The sequence below is a fragment of the Alteromonas sp. 4NH20-0104 genome (assembly GCF_057547795.1).
On sequence record NZ_BAAJLP010000014.1, the window covers coordinates 64991 to 86369 of the forward strand.

A 21379-nucleotide genomic window follows, 5' to 3' on the forward strand; every position below is an offset into this window, starting at 1 on the left:
CGATGTACCATAAGCCCGCCTGATGCGGGCTTTTTTGTTATGCATGACAGCGCGGCCTAAAATACATATAGTAAAATTCTGTTTGTGTTTGCTGTACAGGAAAGCGTATGGATTGTCCAAAGTGTCATGGTAATTTTGAGCATCTCAGTACACCGGCCGGTGTCATTGAACGCTGTTGTACCTGTCATGGTTTATGGTTTGACGTGATGGAACACCAGGAACTTAAGGATTTCGCCAAAGCGGTTGATACCGGTGACCGGGAAATGGGCGCTTTATACAGCGAAATAAGTGATATTTACTGCCCGGTGTGCCCTAACATTAAAATGCTCGAAATGACCGACAGCGGGCAACGTCACATTCATTTTGAAAGCTGCCCCCAATGCCATGGCCGTTTCTACGATGCCGGGGAGTACGTCGACTATGCCACGGTCTCACTCAGTGATTTTCTCAAGCGTTTCGGCTTACTAAAATAACCGCTAATGGCCGAGTAAAGCCTTCATGTGATGAGCGATAATCCACTCCTCATCCGTAGGGATCACCCTGACTTTCACACGTGATCCCGGCTTACTGATAAGGGATTCTCCGGCCTGGTTAGCCGTTTCATCAATACTGATGCCAAGCCAGCTCAGCGCTTCGCTTACACGCTGGCGAATCAAGGGCTGGTTTTCCCCCACGCCAGCCGTAAAGACCAGCGTATCCAGACCGTGTAATTCAGCGCAGAGGGAGCCCACTGCCCGCACTATATAATGGCAATAAAGAGCAATAGCCTCTGCAGCGGCAGGGGTTGTCATTTGGTCTACCAGCTGGCGCATGTCGTCGCTGATCCCCGAAGCGCCCAGCAACCCGGACTGTTTATACAGCATGGAGGTAACCTCTGCTGCACTCATGTTTAACTGCGTTTGACAGTGCAACACCAAACCGGGGTCTATAGTGCCACACCGTGTGGCCATCATCAGGCCATCGAGCGCGGTAAAGCCCATCGTCGAGCTTATGCTGCAGCCATCACGCATAGCGCAACCACTGGCACCGCTGCCAAGATGCAGTACGATTGCCCGACCGCCGCAGTGCTGCGCCTGTTGTGCCAGCTGACGGCTGATATATTCATAAGACAGACCGTGAAAGCCATAACGGCGAATGCCCTGTTGTTGCAGGCTGGCCGGAATGGCATAGCGGGTATGTAAGGCCGGCTGAGTCTGATGAAAAGCGGTGTCGAAACAGGCCACCTGAGTCAGCTTTGGGTGGAGCTCACGTAATACCTTTACGGCATGCAGATTGTGAGGCTGATGCAGGGGGGCGAGGTCGCACAGCTTGTCGAGTGATGCCAGGGCGGCGTCATCGATTAACAGCGGTTTGGTATGCTTGGTGCCGCCGTGGACAACCCGGTGGCCCACGGCAGTCACATAGCCGCCGTGGTGCAGCACTTCCTCAAGGGTTTCTGCGTAGTTGTCGGCGGTGAGCTCAAACACGCCCCGTTCTGCAACCTTGAGGTCCACAGCGTCAAACACCGCGTATTTTAAAGTGGAAGAGCCACTGTTTAATACCAGGTAGTGGGGCACATCAGCGGACGTACTCATAACGGCGCATCTCCCCGTTTGCGCTGATAAACCAGCGCCATGGCGCAGGATACCTTGCGGGTTAACGGGCCGCCGGCCCGACTGGTCAGAATAATCGGCGCGCGGGCGCCCAGAACAATGCCAGCACCTTCTATCCCGGACAGATAACGCATTTGTTTAAACAGCATGTTGCCCGACTCCAGATCCGGTGCAACCAGAATATCAGCATCACCGGCGACCTGCGATAAAATGCCCTTGGCTTGGGCCGCTTCGGCGGAAATGGCGTTATCCATCGCCAGAGGCCCGTCGAGTAGTCCGCCAACAATTTGACCCCGCTCAGCCATTTTGCACAGCGCGGTTGCATCAAGTGTCGAGGGAATTTTCTCTTCGACAGTCTCAACCGCCGACAGGATAGCGACCTTAGGTGTTTTGTTGGTCAGGGCGTACACCAGTTCTATGGCGTTTTGAATGATATCTTTCTTGGTGGCCAGGTTAGGGCGGATATTAATCGCTGCATCGGTCAGAAACAGCGATTTATGATAGCTGGGCGCATCGAGCGCAAAGATATGGCTCATAACCCGACCGGTTCTGAGCCCGTAATCCTTGTTGAGTACTTCGTGCATCATTTCATCGGTGTGCAGGTGGCCCTTCATCAGGGCTTCAGCCTTGCCGCTGCTAACCAGTTTAACTGCTGCTTCCGCGGCGGCGTGACTATGGGGCGTGTCGACCAGTTCAAAGCCGGAGATATCAAGTTTATTGTCCTGCGCTACCTGTTCGATACGCGCCTTCGGGCCCACCAGTATGGGGGTAATCAGATTGTCTGCTGCGGCTTCCAGGGCACCGGCCAGTGAATTCAGGTCAACCGGGTGAATCACACAGGTCTTAAGCGGCGACATGCCTTTTGCCATGTCCATAAATTGCTGATAGCGGTCACTGCTTTGCTCTTTAAGCTCCACTGCCGGCAATACCGCTCTGGGCCGGTCTATTTGTTCGGTAGGGGCTTTCACCAGGGCCTGGCCGTCGATAACCACCTCACCTTCCTGGTTAGTGCAGGCACAATCTAGCAGAATTTGATGATGCTCGCGTTTTTCTACCACCGTGACCGTAACGGTTAGATTATCGCCCAGCGACACCGGACGGCGGAACGTGAAATCCTGCTTCAGGTAAATCGTGCCCGGACCGGGTAACTGGGTACCCAGCACGGTTGAAATCAAAGCGCCTCCCCACATCCCATGAGCGATAATATGATGAAACTGAGAACTGTTGGCATATTCTTCATCAACGTGGGCGGGGTTCACGTCGCCTGACATGATTGCAAACAGCTGTATATCTTTACGGGTCAGCGTACGGGAAAGCGAGGCTTTATCGCCCACCGCAATGCTGTCGTAGGGTTTATTACGTATCATTTCCATATTGATTCTCCGGCCAGAGGCGCCACATGTTGAAAGCTGTAACTCGCTTTGTAATATTACATGGTTACACTACAAGTAGATGAATAAATGTGCATTGATACCCATCAAGATCAAGCTTTTTAAGTGCCGGCACTGGTATGCTGAACAAAACCGTCAGGGAGACTTGTTATGATAAATCATGAAAGTAATGTTATTGAATACACATACACCGATCAGCACGCGGTCCCCGATGATGTTAGCGAGCCACTAAAGCCCGATTACGCTATTAACCAGGTACTGGCCCAATTTACCGGCGGTATTGACCCGGTAGCATATTCACTGGCTTTTACAGACTGGTTCATTCACTTATTGTTATCTCTTGGCAAGCAACAGGCGCTGTTGGATTTAACGCTCACCAATGCCAGCACGCTGAATAAGAATCTTGAAGAGGCCGCTTCCGATAACCGTTTGTCCGGGCCTGAGTGGCAACCCTGGCCATATGCCCTGTACCGACAAAACTACCTCGCCATGCGTCAATGGTGGCAACTGGCTACCCGCGACGTACAGGGCGTTGAAAAACACCATACTGACATGGTCAATTTTTCTGTGCGGCAGTGGCTGGAGGCGTTATCGCCGGCAAACTATCTGCTGACTAACCCGAAAGTGATCCACAAAACGCTGGAGTCTGCCGGGGCAAACCTGGTGAAAGGGGCCGATAATTTTATTGAAGATCTGCACGAACAGTATTTTAAGGAGTCTGACGGGCACCACCAGGAAACCTACCGGGTGGGTGAGAATATTGCCGTCACACCCGGTCAGGTAGTTTTTAAGAATAGCCTGCTGGAGCTTATTCAATACAGCCCGGCAACAGACAGCGTCTGCGCCGAACCGGTACTGATAGTGCCGGCCTGGATAATGAAGTATTACATTCTTGATTTATCTGAACATAACTCGCTGGTTCGCTATCTGGTGAACCAGGGGCATACGGTGTTTATGATTTCCTGGAAAAACCCGCAACATGAGGATCATAACGTTAGTCTGATAGATTACCTGAAGCATGGCCTGGGGGAAGCTATCGATACGGTGCAGCAACGAGTGCCCGGCGAGCAAATCAACGGTGTGGGTTATTGTTTGGGAGGGACTTTGCTGACTATGGCGGCAGCCTGGCTGGCACGGGAGAAACGTAATCCTTTTTGTGCATTAACGCTACTGGCTGCGCAAACCGACTTCAGCGATGCCGGCGACCTCAGGCTATTTATTGATGAAAGCCAGCTATCTATGCTTGAGGCCGTGATGGCCAAAAATGGCTTTTTACCCAAAGAAAGCATGGCCGGTACTTTTACTATGCTGCGGGCAAACTATTTGCTTTGGGCCCGCTGGGTAAAAGAGTATCTGATGGGGGAACGCCAGCATCCCAACGACCTGCTGACCTGGAACAAAGACGCGACCCGCATGCCTGCGCGCATGCACGCCGAATATTTACGCCAGTGTTATCTGCATAACTCGCTGGCGAGTGGGCAGTTTATGGTCGACGACAGACCGATTGCGCTGGCCGATATTCAGGTACCGCTGTTTGTGGTGGGCACTGCCAAAGATCATGTCGCGCCATGGCAGTCGGTGTATAAAATCAACCTGCTGATTGATAAAGATATTACTTTTTTACTGACTAATGGTGGCCACAATGCCGGTATTATCAGTGAACCAGGTCACCCGCACCGGGTTTATCAAATGTCTACCCGCAAGGAAGATGGTAGCTATCTGCCACCTCAGGCCTGGCTTGACGATGTGCCATTACAGGAAGGTTCATGGTGGCCAGAGTGGCAACAATGGCTGGCTGCACAGTCCAGCCGTCAGGTCGACGCCAGATCCGTGGAAGCGGTAAAACCGCTGCCTGAAGCTCCCGGTGATTACGTCCGTGCTTTATAGTCTGGCACACTTAATCCGGCAGATTGGTGCGCACCAGACGAAGGTAAACTGCCCGTTGCTTTTCTTTAATGGAATAGCTGGCATTGAAGAAAGCAACGGTCCAGACCCGTTCCGCATCATTCAGGCTGGGTGTTGATGTCCAAAAACTATCCTGTGGTGTCGCCGGGAAAAATGTGCTGTTAACGGAAGGCCTGACACAGTTGCGTTCGGTCAGGGAGGCCAGCTCTTTGACATTTGGCATGCGCCAGCCCTCCAGTAACTCGGCGTCGTAGTCGCGGGCATAAAGCAACGCCTGTTGCCAGGTAAGCTGTTCAGCATCGCCGGTGCAGGTGTCATTGCTCCAGGTTTGTCCTACTGCGCAACGTTGCCAGATTAACCCGGTGGGTATGTGCAGTATCGTATCGGCGGTTACCACGCTGAAAACGTTATCCGGTGTTGTCTCTACCGCATTGGTAAGGCATTCCCGGGCACTGACCTGGGCCATGGCCATGAGGCTAAAGCATACTGTGATTAAGCGTTTCATTATTATCGTCCCGCTCTGACCAGTCGGATACTGACCGCATCTGACTTATTGAGAAAATTATCCACACCACTGATAAAGTCGATTGCCCAGGCGTTCTGCGCGGCATCATTGCTAACGCCATCAGCGCTTGGCTGGGCGGTCCAGTACCAGAGCGTAGCGGCGCTGTCGGCGCCGGTGTTGGGGAAATACCGGGTATCAATGCGCGGCAGGGCCGTGCGGCCAAAATGGACCAGCGACATTAATTCCTGATGATTCGGCAGGCGCCAGTCATAAAAACCACATAATCCGGCACTGTTAACCGCCTCAATGTAAGCGCTGGTATTACAATTCGCCAGGGTACAACTGGTACTGGTTCCATTGAGGTTTCCGGCGGCACCGCCGTTATTTTCTTCGGCATACCAGCTAAAACGGTGATCCAGATCGCGCAGACCACCATCTGTGGTTTTGACTTCCCACACCAGGCCGGTCACGTTATCCCGCACGCAGCTGAACTGTGATGCATCCACATCTTCTTCGTCACCATTGGCATTGAGCTTGGTAAAGTCGAAACCATTTTCGCCGCGGCCGGCCTTTTCAAGCACGTTATTGTCGGCCAGGGCATCCGCTCCGCGCTGACCGTCCTGACCGGGAAATGCATTTTGCTGCGTGGCAGACAAAGTGGTATTGGTGGCTTGCTGAGTCATGCCGGTATCGTTAAGGACCCGAACCGGGAAGGGGCGAACCAGCACCCGCAGGTGATCGGTCACTTCATTGCCAAAGGTGTCTTCACCGGTAAGGTAAAAATCCAGTGTTGTTGGGCTGTTTACCAGTGGCGCAACTGCGTAGGTGTCGGCGTTGTTCGGATTAACGATCTGCGGCGCTGCGTCACCGCTGTAAGTCCACAGAGTGGCAATGGGTAAGGCCGTCGGTACTGTGCTGGTGGCAGTGCCTGCAAGCACGATTCGTTCACCGCCAAACAACGCCTGGTCAATACCGGCGTTGACTTCCGGTGGTGTGTCAGCGGCTGATAATACGGTGATGGAGTGGCTCGTGGTATCCTCAGCCCCCTCATCATCCACTACCGTCAGGGAAAACGTTAATGTTTGCTGTGCGTCTGAGACTGGCGTATCGATCACCAGGGTTGACTGGTCGGTTTCAATCCCGGTTAGCACGTCTTCCCCAGCGGTTTGTAGCCAGGTCCAGGCACTAATTTCCTCACTGCTTGTGCTATCGCTATCGGTACTGTTACGACCATCAAAAGTCAGTGACACGCCGGCAGGATAGGTGCCAACCGGCAGATCAGCCCAGCTGTCAACGGTAACAATCGCTGTGGGAGGCAGGTTTTCCGGTTTGACAGTTAAGGTGAAGCTGTCATTCGCTGCCTGGCCCGCAGTGTCGGTAGCGCTAACTGTTACCACATATTGTGTATCGGCGGTCACTGCCGGGGTGGTAAGACTGGCTGTAGCGAGACTGGTATCATCATGAGTGATGGTCAGTTCTGGCGTTGACGACCAGCTGTAAACGACTGCGCCGGTAGGGAAAGATACCTGGGCTGATAAGCTGACATCGGTCTGTTCTGCCACGGAACGGTCACGTCCTGCATTTACGGCAAAACTCTCGTCTGTATCATCCTTACTCAGCCCACCCCCGCATGCACTCAGCAACAGGACTGTCGCCAGCAGGGCGACCTCTGTCAGTAAACGACGGATACGGCAGGGAAGCAGACTATTTCCTTTCATCAGACGATATCACTCTTTATGGCACAACACTGTTGGGGTTATCGGCCGCCCCCCTCCAATTATTGAATATTTTGTGTGATTTTACGCTGTACAACAGCGGGAACACCGAAGGCTACGGCATTGGCGGGAATACTGCTGGTTACCACGCTGTTGGCACCAATGACCGCGTTGTCACCAATAGTGACTCCCGCACACACAATACTGTTAGCGCCAATCCATACACGGTGGCCAATCACAACAGGCAGGCCGGATTCCTCAGCCGGATAGTTTTCCGGGGCCAGACAGGTTCTGCCCACAGCGCTTGAGATAATACAGTTTGGGCCGATAAGTACCTGATTGCCTATTTTTATCTGACAAACATCGAGCAAAGTGGCGTTATGGTTAATAAAACTGCCTTTGCCAAGGGTGCAATGCAGGCCGTATTCGATACGAAAGGTTGACTCAACCTGCACGGAGGCCGGGCAATTGAGTTGTGCTGTCAGCATGGTTTGCCTTTGCTGAGTATCGGCAAGCTGATTGAACTGCTGGCACCATTGCCGGGCCATCAGCCTCGCCTGTGTAAACGGCGCAGCAGCCGGAGGGTAGCGTGCACCGCTGAGCATATTGCTCAGAGTATTGCCGGGTGCGCTATTATCTGCTTTATGGGTCAAAAATACGCCTTGATGTCAGAGAGTTAAGTTGGAATTATAGGGGGTAGCGGTCATTTGGTACATTGTTCTACAAAAGTGTGGTACCCGACACTGGTACTTTGAGCTAAACTCTGTTGTAATTTAGCTAATAATTATACGAAGTTATAAAAATATATGCGCATTGGTTGGCGTTCTTTCCTTAAACAAAAATTCCAAAAAAAATCTGGTTATCACGCAATCGGTATTGCAGTGTCACTGGATTCGGTAACCTTTTGCGCGCTCAAAAAGCAAAACGGCGAAATTACCCTGGCATTTGAGGAAACGGTCAGCTTTTCTCATTGGGGTGTCCACCTCTCCAAATGGGTCGATAAACACGGCCTGACCGGCACGCCGGCTTATGTTGCGTTTTCGATTCACTGGTATCAGATTTTACAGATTGACCGGCCTTCGGTTGAGGCTGATGAAATAACGGCTGCGTTATCCTGGTCGGTAAAAGAATTAACCGGCAGCGATAAAGACATGGCTATCGATTACACTGATTTACCGGTCCCGTTGGCGGGCAATGCCAGAATCAATCTGTTCGCTTTACCCAAGGAAGATGTAGAAACCGTCAGCGAGGCAGTGTTTAACGCCGGTCTGATTTTACAATCCATCACGGTTGAAGAACTTGCCAGCTGCGAACTGGTGCCGGTACAACCCGAACCGATTCTGACGGTGGTGCAGGAAGCTGGCGAAGAAATTTGCCTGAATATTATTAAAGACGGCCAGCTATATTTTAGTCGTCGTCTCAAAGGCTTTGAAAATCTTGGCAGTTTCTCCGAGGACGAGCTTAAAATGGGGATCGGCGAGTCGTTAAGCGTGCAGATTCAGCGCTCAATGGATTTCTATGAAAGTCAGTTGCGTCAGGCGCCGGTCCGGCAAATTATGATGCGACTCGATACGCCTCACCGTGATGCGCTGGCCAGCCAGATAGAGCAGGTCGTCAGTGCCAGTGTCAGCGACCTCATCCCCGCTGTGACGCCGGCCGAGCCGGGAATGTCGGTTACACGGGTTAATTACACCAGTTTAGGCGCTGCAATGGGGACTTCCTCTGAGCCGTCGACAAAAACTGAGGCGGCGGCATGAAGAACAGAATTAACTTCTACTCAGGCGAGTTCGCGCCGCGCCTCGACTTGCTCTCGTTAACCAGCGTGTTGCTGGCATGGGGGGCAACCCTTACAGTGTTGTTATTAGTGTGGGCAGGCGTGGCCTGGTATGGCGCAACCAAGCGAACTGAACTGGCGGCCATACAGGATCAGCAGCAGCAATTGTCGGTTAACGTTAATAATTTAAAAACTACGCTGGAGCAGCGGAAGCCCGATGCAGGTCTGACCCGCACGCTGGAACAGCGTCAGCAGGAACTGGCAAATCGTGAATTACTGGTTCGAGAATTAAGCCAAAGAGAACAGATAAAACAGCAGGGCTTTGCCGGCATGCTGGACAGCCTGGCTCAGAAAGACAGTCAGGATATCTGGCTTGATACCATTGAAGTCAGCGAGCATATGATGCTGTTACAAGGTCAGCTTAGCACTCCCCAGGCGATGCCTAAATGGCTCCAGCGTCTGGGGCAAACCACCTCGTTTTCTGGCCGCACTTTCGACTCTACCCGTTTGTACCGGGAAGATGAACAATTGCGCTTTGAATTAAATATGGCGCGGGTGCCCGAAACTATGCAGCAAGGTGGTCAGCGGTGACTTTTGACCAGTACGAAGAAAAATTTGCGGCGCTGAGTCAGCGCGAAAAAGTCTTAATATTTGCCTCGGGAATGGTGGTGATTCTGGCTGTTCTGATTTTCTTACTGATAGAGCCAGACATCAAGGACAACGGCAAAACCAACAGCAGTATAGAGATTGCCAACAACGAAGTAACTACCCTAAAAGAACTCAGTGTAGTTTACGAACAAGCCCTCGCCGAGGATCCGAACGCCAGCCTGAAGCAGCAAATAGCTCAGGTAGACAAGCGCATGGTGCGTTTGCAGGAAAGCTTTGCCGCGCAACTGGCTGATTTGATTCTGCCTCGCCAGATGCCAGCGCTCATCGAACAGGTGTTTTCAAAGGCGGATGGATTAAAGCTAATCGAAATGGCATCTATCAGTCCGGAAAATATCTTTGCTGATAATCCGGCCATGCAAGACGTGCCTCTGTATCAACATGGTGTCACCCTGACCTTTGAGGGGCGCTATTTTGCGGTACGGGATTTCCTGGCCCGCCTGGAGCAGCTGTCGAATAAACTTTACTGGCGGTCTATGGCTTATCAGGTAACCGAATACCCCACCGCTGAGGTCACCCTGGAGGTTTATACTCTGAGTACTGAGAAGGCGTTTATAGGTGTTGAATAAAATCTACCAATTACTGCTGATCTCCATGCTGATGGGCGTAGCCAATGCACAGGTACTTGAGGATCCCACGCGCCCGGCGCGAACAGTAACCCGGTCCAGCGCGGCTGTCGCGGCGGCTGCCGTAGACCTGCAACTTGAGGCGGTGTTACAACTTGGCGCCAGCCGGACTGCGGTAATTAATGGCAAGGCAGTAAAAGCCGGTCAGACTATACAGGGTGCAGTGGTAAAACAAATCAATCCACGCAGTGTGGTCATAGCGCATGACGACAACGGGGTTTGGAAAACAATGACTTTATGGGTCAGCCAACGGGGCAACGTGAAAACCAATGCAGCAGAGAATTATTAAAATGGGTAGCATGAATAAACGTTTGATATACATCGCTCTGGCTATGGCACTGGCGGGCTGTCAGTCGTCACCTGAAAAATCCGTGGTGGAACAATCGCTGAAGCAGCAACTGGCTGAGCAAATTGCCCACGAACAAGCCGCCCAAAAAAATAAAAAAGCTGCCCCTGACTCCCTACAGGACGTGCCGGACAGCGTGAGCAATTTATTGGGTGATGTGGAAGCAAGCGGCGAACGTCCGTCATTATTCGGCCCCGAAAAGTACGATATTGAAGCCGATGGTGTCAGCGTGAAAGCGTTTTTTACCGGGCTGGTGGCCGATACCCCGTACAGTGTGGCAATTCATCCGGACGTTAGTGGCGAGATTTCTCTGAGTTTAAAACAGGTCTCCATGGAACAGGTGATGGAACTGTTGGGCGATCTGTATGGGTTTGACATCAGCCGTAAAAGTAACGTATTTCGCGTATTGCCAGCAGGCATGCGAACTGAAACACTGTCGGTCAATTACCTGTTAATGAAGCGGGACGGCTCCACTCAAACCAGTATCATCTCAGGCGGTGTGTCCCAGGCAGATAATAACGGCAGCGGTAATTCCAATAGTAACTTCAATAACTTCAGTGGCAACTCTGCCAATAGTAACAATCTGGGTAACCAGTTTGGTAACAACGTTAACGGCACGTCTATTTCGACCCGCACTGAAACCGATTTCTGGACCGATCTTAAAGCGTCCCTGGAGTCGATGATTGGCACTGAAGGCGGCCGTGCAGTATTTGTTACGCCCCAGGCCGGTTTGGTCACCATTCGCGCAATGCCCGATGAAATCCGCGACATTAAGCGTTTCCTGAAAACTTCAGAAGCCAGCCTGCAACGTCAGGTGATACTCGAAGCCCGAATTCTCGAAGTGGCGCTGGACGATGGCTATCAACAGGGGATCAATTGGTCTGAAGTTGTGGCGAATGTCGGCAGTACCGGTTTTACGTTCAGCAATACCGCCGCCAGTATAGGCAACGAAATTTCAGCCTCGCTGGGCGCTGTAACCAGCTTATCGTTTCTGAATCAGGATTTTTCCGGGGTGATTTCCTTACTCTCTACCCAGGGTAACGTACAGGTACTTTCCAGCCCCAGAGTAACGGCTATTAATAACCAGAAAGCGGTAATAAAAGTGGGCGACGACGAGTACTTCGTTACCGATGTTTCCAGTCAGAATACCATTACCTCTACCACCACGTCGGTGGTGCCGAATATTGAACTCACACCGTTTTTCTCCGGTATAGCGTTGGATGTAACACCACAAATCGACGAAAACGGGTCGGTGCTGTTGCACGTTCACCCGTCGGTTATTGAAACCCAGGAACAGGAAAAAGTGGTTAGCCTGAATCAGGAGCAAATTGTTTTGCCACTGGCGCAGAGCACTATCCGCGAGTCGGATACCATTATCAAAGCCGCGTCGGGAGAAATTGTTGTGATTGGCGGTCTGATGCAAACCAGCCTTACCGACTCGGAATCGAAAACCCCTTTACTGGGCGACATTCCGCTGCTTGGCGAGCTGTTTACCAATAAGAGCCAGCGTGAAACCAAGAAAGAGTTAATTATTCTGTTGAAGCCCACGGTGATCGGTTCCGGTACCTGGGCAGAGCAAATTGAATTAAGCCGTGAAAAAATGGCCGACTGGTTGTACGTAGAATAATCATGTACTTGTATCACTTTGGTATCCGAGAACTGCCATTTACGCTAACCCCGAATACCAGCTATTTCTTCGGTTTGCCCAGTCATAATGAGGCTATGCAGGTGCTGCTTACGGCACTGAAAACCGGCGAGGGCTTTATTAAGGTAACCGGCGAAGTCGGCACCGGTAAAACGCTGATATGTCGCAAGTTGCTCAATGAGTTACCGGACTATTTTGTTGCAGCCTATGTGCCAAACCCTATGTTGTCGCCCACGGAATTGCGCCGTGCAGTAGCCAATGAACTCGGTGTCGAACTCGGCATTGACTGCGACCAGCAGGAGTTTACGCAAAAGATTCAGGAACGATTGATTGCTATTCATCAGCAACAAAAAAGTGCGGTGCTGATTATTGATGAAGCGCAGGCGTTGCCCACTGAGAGCATTGAAGCACTGCGGTTAATGACCAACCTTGAAACGGAGTCGCGTAAATTACTCCAGGTGGTGTTATTTGGTCAGCCTGAACTGGATGAAAAGCTGGCGCTACCGGAGCTACGGCAGTTACGGCAGCGGATCACCTTTAGTTATGGTCTGACACTGATGGACCCGGACCAGGTGTATCAGTATGTCAGGCACCGGGTCAATGTGGCGGGTTACCATGGCACGGATTTGTTCAACCGACCATGCTGTGAGTTACTTTACCGGGCCAGTTCCGGTACCCCCAGAGTGGTGAATGTACTGGCTCATAAAGCGCTGATGCTGGCTTATGGGGAAGGGAAATCCGCGGTTGAACCTGAGCATATTGCCGCCGCTTCAGCAGATACCGAAGCGGCTCGAACGGTTAGCAGTAAGTGGTGGCAGAGCCCACAGAATAAAGGGCTGTTGTTGGTAGCCGCGGTGATAGTGATTGCGATGATTGCAGGAATTTGGAAAATGAGGGCGGCACTGTGAGTGTAGTCAATAAGATGCTGAAAGACTTAGAAGACCGGGATGCCAGTCAGGCTACGCCGGCTAACTATCAGCCGCCTGCGAAGAAGTCGACGTCCATGTTACGCATTAGCCTTATTTTATTGGTAGGCACAGTGGCCGTCAGCGCTGTGTATTTCTGGCCGCCGGCAACACAAAACGCCGTGCCGCAGAGTCCATCGGTAGGGCCGATTAATCAAGTTGTTCCGGAAGCCGTAGCGGCGCAGGCGGTGGTACCTGAAGAGCCCGCATCAGAAGCGCCGGTGCAGGCTAACACCGCGCCAGCGAATAAGCCTCTGAATCCCGCGGGCTCGATGGACGTCTCTGAAGAGCCCGTTGTACAGGCAGTTGCTGAGGCAACGGTAATGGCTAAGCCTCAGCCCAACGAACTACAAGGGGGGGGCGACAATGGCGCAATAGATAGTCTGAGCAACAGTACGGAGTCCTCCCTAACAGCGCCTGCCAGGCGCGAAAAATTGCCTGCTGAGCCGATAATAAAACCCAGCTCAGCGAATCCCGAAGAGGCCCTTAAAGCGCAGATTCGCCAGGCGTTGGCGCAAAACGATACTCCCAGGGCGGTCCAGCTGTTACGTACGCTTATTCGTCAGCAGCCAGATAACATCGCCGCCCGTAAACGTCTGGCCGCCCTGTACTTCAGTGCCGGGCGAACAACTGACGCTCAGCAGTTATTGCAAAAAACCGTTGCTGATATGCCAACCGACAGCAGCGTACGTTTAATGTACGCCCGCTTGCTGGTGCAGCAAAATGAAACCAAACTGGCTTATTACACCCTGCAGGATGTGAGCGACTATGCGCAGCCTTCCATTGAGCTGTTAGGGTACCGGGCATCCCTGGCACAAAAATTATCCCTGCTGGACGATGCCCTGCAAGATTACGCTCAACTGGTTCAGCTCGATAGTCAGACGGCCAAATGGTGGCTTGGACAAGCCGTGGTAGCCGATAAGCAAGGCTATACTGCGCTGGCGCTTAACAGTTATCGCGAGGCGCTGTCATTGCGACAGCTTGAAGACGGCATTGAGCAATTCATTCGCCAGCGTTTAACTAATCTGACAGGAGTTTCATCATGAGTGGGGTGAAGGTCAGACTGGGTGACCTGCTGGTACAGCAGGGCCTGATAGATGAGCCGCAATTAATGTCGGCGCTGGCCGAACAGCGTCAGACCGGGCGCAAACTTGGCGCCACCCTAATTGCCATGGAGCTGGTGACTGAAAAACAATTGCTGGAACTGCTCTCTACTCACTTGAATGTGCCGCTGATCGACATTGACCATTTCAATGTAAACCCTGCCGCCGTAAAACTGCTGCCTGAAGTCCAGGCCCGGCGTTACCGGGCTTTAGTGCTGGAAGACCGGGGCGATAAGTTGCTGGTGGGAATGAGCGATCCTGCCGATTTGACGGCCGTGGATAACCTCAGTGAAATTCTGCCCAAGCCTGTTGAAGTGGCGGTGGTCAGTGAGCAACAGTTGTTTGGTGCCTACGACAGCTTTTACCGGCGAACTGACGAAATTGCCTCCTTTGCACAGCAGCTGGCCAACGAGTACCGCGATGAGCAGGAATTTGAGCTCACCGCCGGACTTGATGATGAACAGGATACGGCAGTTGCCCGCTTGCTGCAGTCTATCTTTGAAGACGCGGTACAGGCCAAGGCATCGGATATTCATATTGAGCCGGACGAACAACAGTTACGGATCCGGCAGCGGGTAGACGGCGTATTACAGGAAACCGTGATCCCGGAAAACAATATTGCGGCGGCACTGGTACTGCGCCTCAAGCTGATGGCTGGTCTGGATATTTCAGAGAAACGATTGCCACAGGACGGCCGGACCCAGGTCAGGGTAAAAGGCCACCGGGTGGATGTGCGGTTATCGACTATGCCGGTGCAAACTGGCGAAGCCGTGGTAATGCGCTTGCTCGATCAGTCTGCCGGGGTGTTAACCCTGGATGAAACCGGCATGCCCAAACCGTTGCTCGACCGTTTACGTATTTTGCTGAAACGGCCCCACGGGATGATTCTGGTTACCGGCCCAACCGGCTCGGGTAAAACCACCACACTGTATGGTGCCCTGAGCGAATTAAACCAGCCGCAACGTAAAATCATTACCGTTGAAGACCCGGTGGAATACCGTTTGCCAAGAATTAATCAGGTGCAGGTTAACAGCCGCATCGGACTCAATTTTTCCAGCGTACTGCGCACCACACTACGTCAGGACCCCGACATTATCATGGTCGGTGAGATGCGGGACCAGGAAACCGTGGAAATTGGATTGCGCGGTGCATTAACCGGTCACCTGGTGTTATCTACGCTGCACACTAACGATGCGGTTTCAAGCGCGATACGACTGCTCGATATGGGCGCGGCCGGTTACCTGGTGGCCAGCTCATTACGGGGCATTATTGCCCAGCGTCTGGTGCGACGAATTTGCGATAATTGTGAGGTGGAGCATAAACCTTCTCATGACGAACTGTTCTGGCTCGGTCATATTGATAGTAACCTCGACGCGGTAACTTTTAAGCGTGGTAAAGGCTGTCAGAAATGCAACCATACCGGTTACCGTGGCCGGATGGGTGTGTTTGAATTGCTGGAACTGACCGACCCCATGATGAATGCGCTGAAAGCCGCTGATACCGTGGCGTTTGGCGAGCATGCTTTACGCAGTCCGGGCTATAAACCGCTTTCTCATGTTGCCCTTACCTACGCCAAGATGGGGCAGACCACCGTGGAAGAAGTGCTGAAGCTGGTGGAAATGGTGGCGGAATTGCCGGGTGGCAGGGAGCAGGATGAGCAACACGAAACCACCGATAATGGCAATAATAACCGTGGTAGCGCAGGCCTGAGTCTGGAGGATTTACCGGATGCCTAGGTTCAGCTATACCGGCCGTGAGCCTAATGGTGAAATGAAAAGTGGCATGCTCGATGCGCTCGATGCTAATGCGGCCGCTAAGATGCTGCTGGCACGCAGTATCACGCCTATTTCGATTGATGCGGTGGCAGGTGGCTCAGCCCAGAGTGAGGTAAAAGTTAATTTCCTCACGCCCAAGGTAAGCCTCGATGAGTTAGTGATCCTGTCCCGTCAGATGTATTCCCTGACCCATGCTGGCATCCCCATTTTACGCGCAGTAAGCAGCCTGGCCGAATCGTCATCGTCGTTGCGCCTTAAAATAGCCCTGACCGATATCATCAGCCTGCTGGAAAGAGGGCGTACACTGTCTTCAGCCATGCACCAGCACAGCGAAATCTTCGACCGGTTATACGTTAGCGTGGTGCACGTGGGTGAGAATACCGGTCGTTTGGATGAGGCATTTTTGCAGTTAGCCGGTTACCTTGAACGTGAGCAGGAAACCCGCCGCCAGATTAAAGCGGCAACCCGCTATCCCATTTTTGTGGTGTTCGCCCTGGTGGCTGCACTCGTCATTATGAATATTTTTGTTATCCCGAAGTTTGCCGATATGTTTAATAAGTTCGGTGCGGAGTTACCGGTAATGACCCGGTTCCTGCTGGGGATGTCGGACTTTTTTATAAATCAGTGGTACATATTAATTGGTGCCTTAATTGCTATAGTTCTTGGTGTACGTAACTACTTACAAACGCCGGATGGAAACCTGACCTGGAGCCGTAAAAAACTGAAATTACCGATTATCGGTAAAGTGGTTGAACGCTCATTACTGGCGCGTTTTTGTCGTAGTTTTTCGATGATGCTGCAGGCCGGCCTGCCGCTTACCACCGCGCTGAACCTGGTGGCTGAGGCCGTCGGCAATCGGTTTATGGAAACCAAAATAATCGACATGCGCCAGAGTATCGAGAGGGGGGAAAACCTGTCCAGGGTTACTCAGGCAAGCGGCCTGTTCACGCCCATGGTGTTACAAATGGTCAATGTGGGTGAAGAAACCGGCCGGGTAGATGAGTTGCTGGCCGAAGTGGCCGATTTCTACGAGCGTGAAGTCGATTATGACCTGAACAGTCTGACGGCCAAAATAGAACCGGTGTTGATTGGCATCGTTGCGGGTATGGTTCTGGTTCTGGCGTTGGGTATCTTTACCCCGATGTGGGACATGATGAGCGCGATTAAGGGGCAGTAGGGGTGAAGTCTAAAGAGGTTGCCGAACATAACCTTAACCGGGTACTGGTGAATCTGGCGGTGATCATCGTTTTCACTATTTTGATGGCGACGGCGATTGTTTATGTGTACGACAGTGAACCGGATGTGGAAGCGGAAATTATGCAAGGCTATGCTCGTCAGTTCGCCACCAGCGCCACCAATGCCCACTGGCAGTGGCAGGCAGAAGGTCGGCCGGAAATGATTATGCTGGTGCACTACGACAATGAAGGTAAGGAAGTCGGACGCCGGCCGGTAAGAATGGCTCATTTTGGCTGGCCCAAAGTTGAGCCAAGTTCAGAGAGTTGTTTGCAGCTCTGGGAGCAGTTATTGAATACTTCGACCCGGGTTGAAGGATTTCGTGTGCTGGGCGATTACTACGCCAGTGACAATGAAGGGGAGCAAACGCCGAATGCACGGTGTCGCTACCGGGTGAGTACCGGGCCCTATTTCGACTACAGTATTTATACCGGTATTGTTCAACAATCAGGGAATGACTAGTTCGTGACTAAATTGGGAGTTCAGGAGTTATCTATGACAAATTGTAAACGACGCAGTGCAGGCTTACGAGCTGCTGGTGCAAACGGTTTTACCCTCATTGAGCTCACTATAGTAGTGGTCTTGCTGGGGTTACTGGCGGCAGTGGCGATTCCGCGCTTCCTGGATGTGACTGAACAGGCTGAAGATGCCACTATCGAAGCTGTCTCCGGTGGCTTTGCAACCGGGGTTGGCCTGGTAAGGGCCGAATGGGAACTGGAAGCCCGCCCGCGTGATAATCAGGGCGCGAATCTGTCGTTTGTTACTATCGACGGTATTATTGTGGGTGTAGACCGAAATACCGGCTATCCCACCGGGCAGGTAAATAACGATAACAGCACCGAAGACGATGCCATGTCGGCGCTGGATTGTGAGAGTATTTTTAATCTGATCATGCAGAGTGCGCCCACCATTACGTCTAACTGGGCAAACCGGCCATTTGACAGTTTCCGTTATTTTACTAACTTCAGTAATGGAACAGGCTCGGGCGGCAATGACCTGTGCTTTTATTATTTAAGTAAATCCGTACGGAATTTACAGAATGCACCAACCGATGACACTGTTGGGGATGGATTTATATACGATCCCAGAATTGGTCAGGTGGTAGTCTTTAGTAACAATACTAACAATTCGTCTAATTAGTACAGTATTCGCTGTACTCAGTTGAAAAATAGTGAATAATAGAAAAACTTGTTTTGAGGGGAATTAACATGCAACAGCGTGGTTTTACATTAATTGAACTGATCATCGTGATCGTGATTTTAGGCATTCTGGCCGTAACCGCCGCACCGCGTTTTATTGACTTCCAGGGCGATGCACGTACATCAACCCTCGAAGGCGTGAAAGCTGCGTTACAAGGCGGTTCACAGCTTGTCTATGCCAAATCGGCTATTGCAGGTCAGCAAAAGACTGAATACGATGCTAGCGCTTCACCTGCGACTACGCCATCCGTATCAATTAACGGTCAAAGTGTAACTACTACCTTTGGTTACCCGGATGCCGACACAATGACAGTAGCATCGTTGACGGCATGGGCAGAGCTAAATATCGCTACCACAGGAACCTCAACTGATTGGCTTTTAACCGCCGACTCACCGGCTGCAGGCTCAGTTGCGATTACTCCAAGCGGCACCGCCTATTCAGCTACAGCTGCTCAACAGTGTCAGGTAATTTACACTGAACCCAGTACTGAGGGAGCTGCTCCTACAGTAATTGTTCAAAGTGAAGGTTGCTAAAGCTTTTACAGACTGCACCTATGCAACGAGAAAAGCTAAAGAGAAATGGCTTCAGTCTTGTTGAGTTAATCACAGTCATTACCTTAATCGGCGTGCTGGCCGTTGTGGCTGGCACCCGACTTCAAAGCCGTCAGGGCTACGTCGAATACGCCTATCAGGACCGCCTCGTGTCCGCCCTTCGTAATATGCAAATCAGAGCCATGCAGGATACCCGCAGTGGTTTTTGTTTCCGATTGAATTTTCAGTACGGTGCCAGCAGCGCCTACGGCCCCCCTGCACTTAACTATGCGCCAGGTAATGGCAGCGCTACCTGTGGTACTGGAATTGCCAGCGATGCGCCGGCGTTTTTAGCCACTGTGGGCACCGAGCTTACCGATGAAGGACTGAGCTTATCCAGTGTCGATGGCGCGCTGATAAACTTCAGTTATATTGGTTTTGATGCCCTGGGCAGGCCGCTGAACAATGCTGCCAACTGTGGAACGGGCTCGCCATGCAGGGTGACTATCACCGGTGAGTCCAGTGTGGATGTCTGTATCGAAAGCGAGGGCTACATCCATGCCTGCTAGCGCCGCAAAAGGGTTCACCCTGATTGAGCTGATTATCGGCATTACCGTCTTTTCTATCATTATGATGGTGATCATAGGGTTGATTGGCCCGCAGTCGCGCCTTAGTGTGGAGCCCATCTGGCAGGTACGGGCCAGCGAGTTAGCGCAGTCGCTGATGAGCGAAATTAATGCCCGGGCGTTTGATGATAGCCTAGCCAACAGTAATAGTGGTAAGCGATGCAATGAATCAGCTTCCTGCACGCCATCGGGCAGCCTCGGGCCGGATCCTGGTGAAGATAGGGTACGCTTTGATGACATCGATGATTATCATGGCTTAAATGAGTCCGGCGCGACCATTTTATCGGCGCAGGGATTACCCGTGCTCTACAATGGCGAAAGTCTGTATACCGGTTTTTCTGTAGCCGTTCAGGTTTACTATGATGATAACGAAGACGGCGTTAATGACGACGTCGGTGGTAGCGGCACGGTTATCGGCAATGTAAAGCGGATTGTCATTACCGTTACTACGCCTGGCGGTGAAGCTATCACCTTCAGCAGTTACCGGTGGAACGTATGAGCAGCACAATGCAGCGCAACCGCGGGTTCACTCTCATTGAACTGGTTACCGTTATAGTTATACTCGGTGTGGCCAGTGCTGGTATTGCCAGTTTTGTGCGCGGCTCCATGCAAACCTATATTGATGTTAGCACCCGTGAGCAACTGCTCTCTGAAAGTCGTTTTGCTATCGAGCGGCTAAAGCGAGAGTTGCGCAATGCCGTGCCAAACAGTGTGCGAATTACTGGCAATAGCAATTATCATTGCATGGAGTTTGTGCCGATTAACTGGGCAACGGTTTATATCGATTTACCGAAACGTAATGATCCCTCCTATGAAATTGATGTTGTCGCTTTGCATGATATTAACAACGTACCCTATATTCTGCCTTCGGGGAATAATTACGCCGTAGTTTACCCAACGCGCAGTGAGGATGTTTATGATCCGGACAACGGTCATCGCGTTACTGTCAGTGGCTGCAGCGACGATGGTGACGGCGACTGTACCACCCTTGATGACAGCGATAACATTGTACAACTTGAAGTAACCGGATTACTGGCGCAGGAATCACCTGCGTCCCGGGTTTATCTGATCGACCGGGCCGTGAGTTACTGTGTGTATCAGAATCGCCTGATCCGCTATGAAAATGATTTACTGGTGAATCAGTTAGGGGCTTTCCCCGGTTTGCCGGTTATCGCCGAGCATGTGGCCAATGTATTGTCGGCTGATCCGGTGAATAATCCGCAGGAAGACGACCCGTTCCGGATTATTTCTACCAGTCTGCAGAGTAATTCGATAGCCGAAATTCGCCTGCGCTTTATCGACAATAATGAACAGATTGCTTACCAGCAGGAGATCCACATTGATAATATTCCCTGACAAACGCCAGCGCGGGAGTATGTTGGTGATGACGTTGTTCATAATAATCATACTCGCCTTTCTGGGCATCACTATGGTTAATCTGCTATCGTCAACTAATCAATCGGTCGTCTATGAAGTGTTAGGGGCGCGGGCAAAAATGGCGGCGCAAAGTGGAGTGCAACGCTTGTTGAGCACTACCTTTCCGTTAAACAGCCCGGTGGCAACCTGCAGTGCAACGATAACCAGCAGTGCCGCTTTCAGCACGGGCTCCGGATTGGAAAACTGCAGTTATCAGGCAACCTGCACAACCACTCAGGTGGTGAAACAAAATGTCGATTATAATTATTATCGCTTTGAGAGCACCGGCATTTGCCGGGCAAACGATATTTGGGCCAGCCGCACTTTCGAGCTTGATGCGTTCGAAGAGCGTTAGTTAAGGGTAAG

General features: G+C 51.7%; 23 protein-coding genes. 18 read left to right on the forward strand and 5 right to left on the reverse strand.

Going from position 1 to position 21379, the window contains the following annotated elements:
- The first annotated feature begins 107 nt into the window (after positions 1–107).
- Complete coding sequence (locus tag AC27IB_RS11660; protein ID WP_296046883.1) at positions 108–473, forward strand: zf-TFIIB domain-containing protein; 366 nt, start codon at positions 108–110, stop codon at positions 471–473.
- Positions 474–476: 3 nt separating this feature from the next.
- Here the strand turns inward: AC27IB_RS11660 and AC27IB_RS11665 are convergent, their stop codons facing one another.
- Both AC27IB_RS11665 and AC27IB_RS11670 read right to left on the reverse strand, forming a co-directional pair.
- Entirely contained in the window at positions 477–1574 is a 1098-nt protein-coding gene (locus tag AC27IB_RS11665) for an acetate/propionate family kinase (protein ID WP_296046885.1), read from the reverse strand.
- Complete coding sequence (locus AC27IB_RS11670) at positions 1571–2965, reverse strand: bifunctional enoyl-CoA hydratase/phosphate acetyltransferase (RefSeq protein ID WP_296046887.1); 1395 nt, start codon at positions 2963–2965, stop codon at positions 1571–1573. The genes AC27IB_RS11665 and AC27IB_RS11670 overlap by 4 nt, the downstream gene beginning before the upstream one ends.
- Before the next feature lie 168 nt (positions 2966–3133).
- On the opposite strand from AC27IB_RS11670, the gene AC27IB_RS11675 reads away from it, so the two are divergent.
- Entirely contained in the window at positions 3134–4870 is a 1737-nt protein-coding gene (locus AC27IB_RS11675) for a PHA/PHB synthase family protein (RefSeq protein ID WP_487121023.1), read from the forward strand.
- A 10-nt stretch (positions 4871–4880) separates the two neighbouring features.
- On the opposite strand, the gene AC27IB_RS11680 is transcribed toward AC27IB_RS11675, so the two are convergent.
- The 3 genes from AC27IB_RS11680 to AC27IB_RS11690 are packed head-to-tail and all read right to left on the reverse strand — an operon-like array spanning position 4881 to position 7761.
- Positions 4881–5393: an Lcl C-terminal domain-containing protein gene (locus tag AC27IB_RS11680; protein WP_487121025.1), complete on the reverse strand. Its 513-nt coding sequence runs from the start codon at positions 5391–5393 to the stop codon at positions 4881–4883.
- Between the two features lie 2 nt (positions 5394–5395).
- Complete coding sequence (locus tag AC27IB_RS11685; RefSeq protein WP_487121027.1) at positions 5396–7111, reverse strand: Lcl C-terminal domain-containing protein; 1716 nt, start codon at positions 7109–7111, stop codon at positions 5396–5398.
- Between the two features lie 59 nt (positions 7112–7170).
- Positions 7171–7761 (reverse strand): sugar O-acetyltransferase, encoded by a 591-nt coding sequence (locus AC27IB_RS11690; protein ID WP_296046895.1) that lies wholly within the window; start codon positions 7759–7761, stop codon positions 7171–7173.
- A 153-nt stretch (positions 7762–7914) separates the two neighbouring features.
- Between AC27IB_RS11690 and AC27IB_RS11695 the strand changes: the two genes are divergently transcribed.
- The 16 genes from AC27IB_RS11695 to AC27IB_RS11770 all read left to right on the forward strand — a co-directional run bounded on the left by AC27IB_RS11695 (position 7915) and on the right by AC27IB_RS11770 (position 21368).
- Positions 7915–8865 (forward strand): type IV pilus biogenesis protein PilM, encoded by a 951-nt coding sequence (locus AC27IB_RS11695; protein WP_487121029.1) that lies wholly within the window; start codon positions 7915–7917, stop codon positions 8863–8865.
- On the forward strand, positions 8862–9473 hold the full coding sequence (locus AC27IB_RS11700) for a hypothetical protein (RefSeq protein WP_296046899.1): 612 nt from the start codon (positions 8862–8864) through the stop codon (positions 9471–9473). Before AC27IB_RS11695 ends, AC27IB_RS11700 begins: the two co-directional genes overlap by 4 nt.
- Positions 9470–10117: a hypothetical protein gene (locus tag AC27IB_RS11705; protein WP_296046901.1), complete on the forward strand. Its 648-nt coding sequence runs from the start codon at positions 9470–9472 to the stop codon at positions 10115–10117. The genes AC27IB_RS11700 and AC27IB_RS11705 overlap by 4 nt, the downstream gene beginning before the upstream one ends.
- The gene (locus AC27IB_RS11710) at positions 10107–10463 is read left to right on the forward strand and encodes a hypothetical protein (RefSeq protein ID WP_296046903.1); all 357 of its coding nucleotides are present in this window, start codon (positions 10107–10109) and stop codon (positions 10461–10463) included. The genes AC27IB_RS11705 and AC27IB_RS11710 overlap by 11 nt, the downstream gene beginning before the upstream one ends.
- Positions 10444–12147, forward strand: a complete 1704-nt coding sequence (gene mshL, locus AC27IB_RS11715; protein WP_296046905.1) for a pilus (MSHA type) biogenesis protein MshL — start codon at positions 10444–10446, stop codon at positions 12145–12147. The genes AC27IB_RS11710 and mshL overlap by 20 nt, the downstream gene beginning before the upstream one ends.
- A gap of 2 nt (positions 12148–12149) precedes the next feature.
- Positions 12150–13073 carry an ExeA family protein gene (locus AC27IB_RS11720; protein ID WP_296046906.1) on the forward strand — a complete coding sequence of 308 codons (924 nt, stop codon included), beginning with the start codon at positions 12150–12152 and terminating at the stop codon, positions 13071–13073.
- Positions 13070–14176, forward strand: a complete 1107-nt coding sequence (locus AC27IB_RS11725; RefSeq protein WP_487121032.1) for a tetratricopeptide repeat protein — start codon at positions 13070–13072, stop codon at positions 14174–14176. Before AC27IB_RS11720 ends, AC27IB_RS11725 begins: the two co-directional genes overlap by 4 nt.
- Positions 14173–15969, forward strand: a complete 1797-nt coding sequence (locus AC27IB_RS11730; protein ID WP_296046910.1) for a GspE/PulE family protein — start codon at positions 14173–14175, stop codon at positions 15967–15969. Before AC27IB_RS11725 ends, AC27IB_RS11730 begins: the two co-directional genes overlap by 4 nt.
- Positions 15962–17185: a type II secretion system F family protein gene (locus AC27IB_RS11735; RefSeq protein WP_296046912.1), complete on the forward strand. Its 1224-nt coding sequence runs from the start codon at positions 15962–15964 to the stop codon at positions 17183–17185. Before AC27IB_RS11730 ends, AC27IB_RS11735 begins: the two co-directional genes overlap by 8 nt.
- A gap of 2 nt (positions 17186–17187) precedes the next feature.
- Positions 17188–17703, forward strand: a complete 516-nt coding sequence (locus tag AC27IB_RS11740) for a hypothetical protein (protein WP_296046914.1) — start codon at positions 17188–17190, stop codon at positions 17701–17703.
- 33 nt (positions 17704–17736) lie between these two features.
- Positions 17737–18381, forward strand: a complete 645-nt coding sequence (locus AC27IB_RS11745) for a pilus assembly FimT family protein (RefSeq protein WP_296046916.1) — start codon at positions 17737–17739, stop codon at positions 18379–18381.
- Positions 18382–18449: 68 nt separating this feature from the next.
- Entirely contained in the window at positions 18450–18974 is a 525-nt protein-coding gene (locus tag AC27IB_RS11750) for a prepilin-type N-terminal cleavage/methylation domain-containing protein (RefSeq protein WP_487121035.1), read from the forward strand.
- 20 nt (positions 18975–18994) lie between these two features.
- Positions 18995–19540, forward strand: coding sequence for a prepilin-type N-terminal cleavage/methylation domain-containing protein (locus AC27IB_RS11755; protein WP_487121037.1), 546 nt, complete (start codon positions 18995–18997; stop codon positions 19538–19540).
- The gene (locus AC27IB_RS11760) at positions 19530–20096 is read left to right on the forward strand and encodes a type IV pilus modification PilV family protein (protein WP_487121039.1); all 567 of its coding nucleotides are present in this window, start codon (positions 19530–19532) and stop codon (positions 20094–20096) included. The genes AC27IB_RS11755 and AC27IB_RS11760 overlap by 11 nt, the downstream gene beginning before the upstream one ends.
- Positions 20093–20953: a PulJ/GspJ family protein gene (locus AC27IB_RS11765; protein WP_487121041.1), complete on the forward strand. Its 861-nt coding sequence runs from the start codon at positions 20093–20095 to the stop codon at positions 20951–20953. Before AC27IB_RS11760 ends, AC27IB_RS11765 begins: the two co-directional genes overlap by 4 nt.
- The gene (locus AC27IB_RS11770; RefSeq protein WP_487121043.1) at positions 20937–21368 is read left to right on the forward strand and encodes a type II secretory pathway component; all 432 of its coding nucleotides are present in this window, start codon (positions 20937–20939) and stop codon (positions 21366–21368) included. Before AC27IB_RS11765 ends, AC27IB_RS11770 begins: the two co-directional genes overlap by 17 nt.
- The last annotated feature ends 11 nt before the right edge of the window (positions 21369–21379 follow it).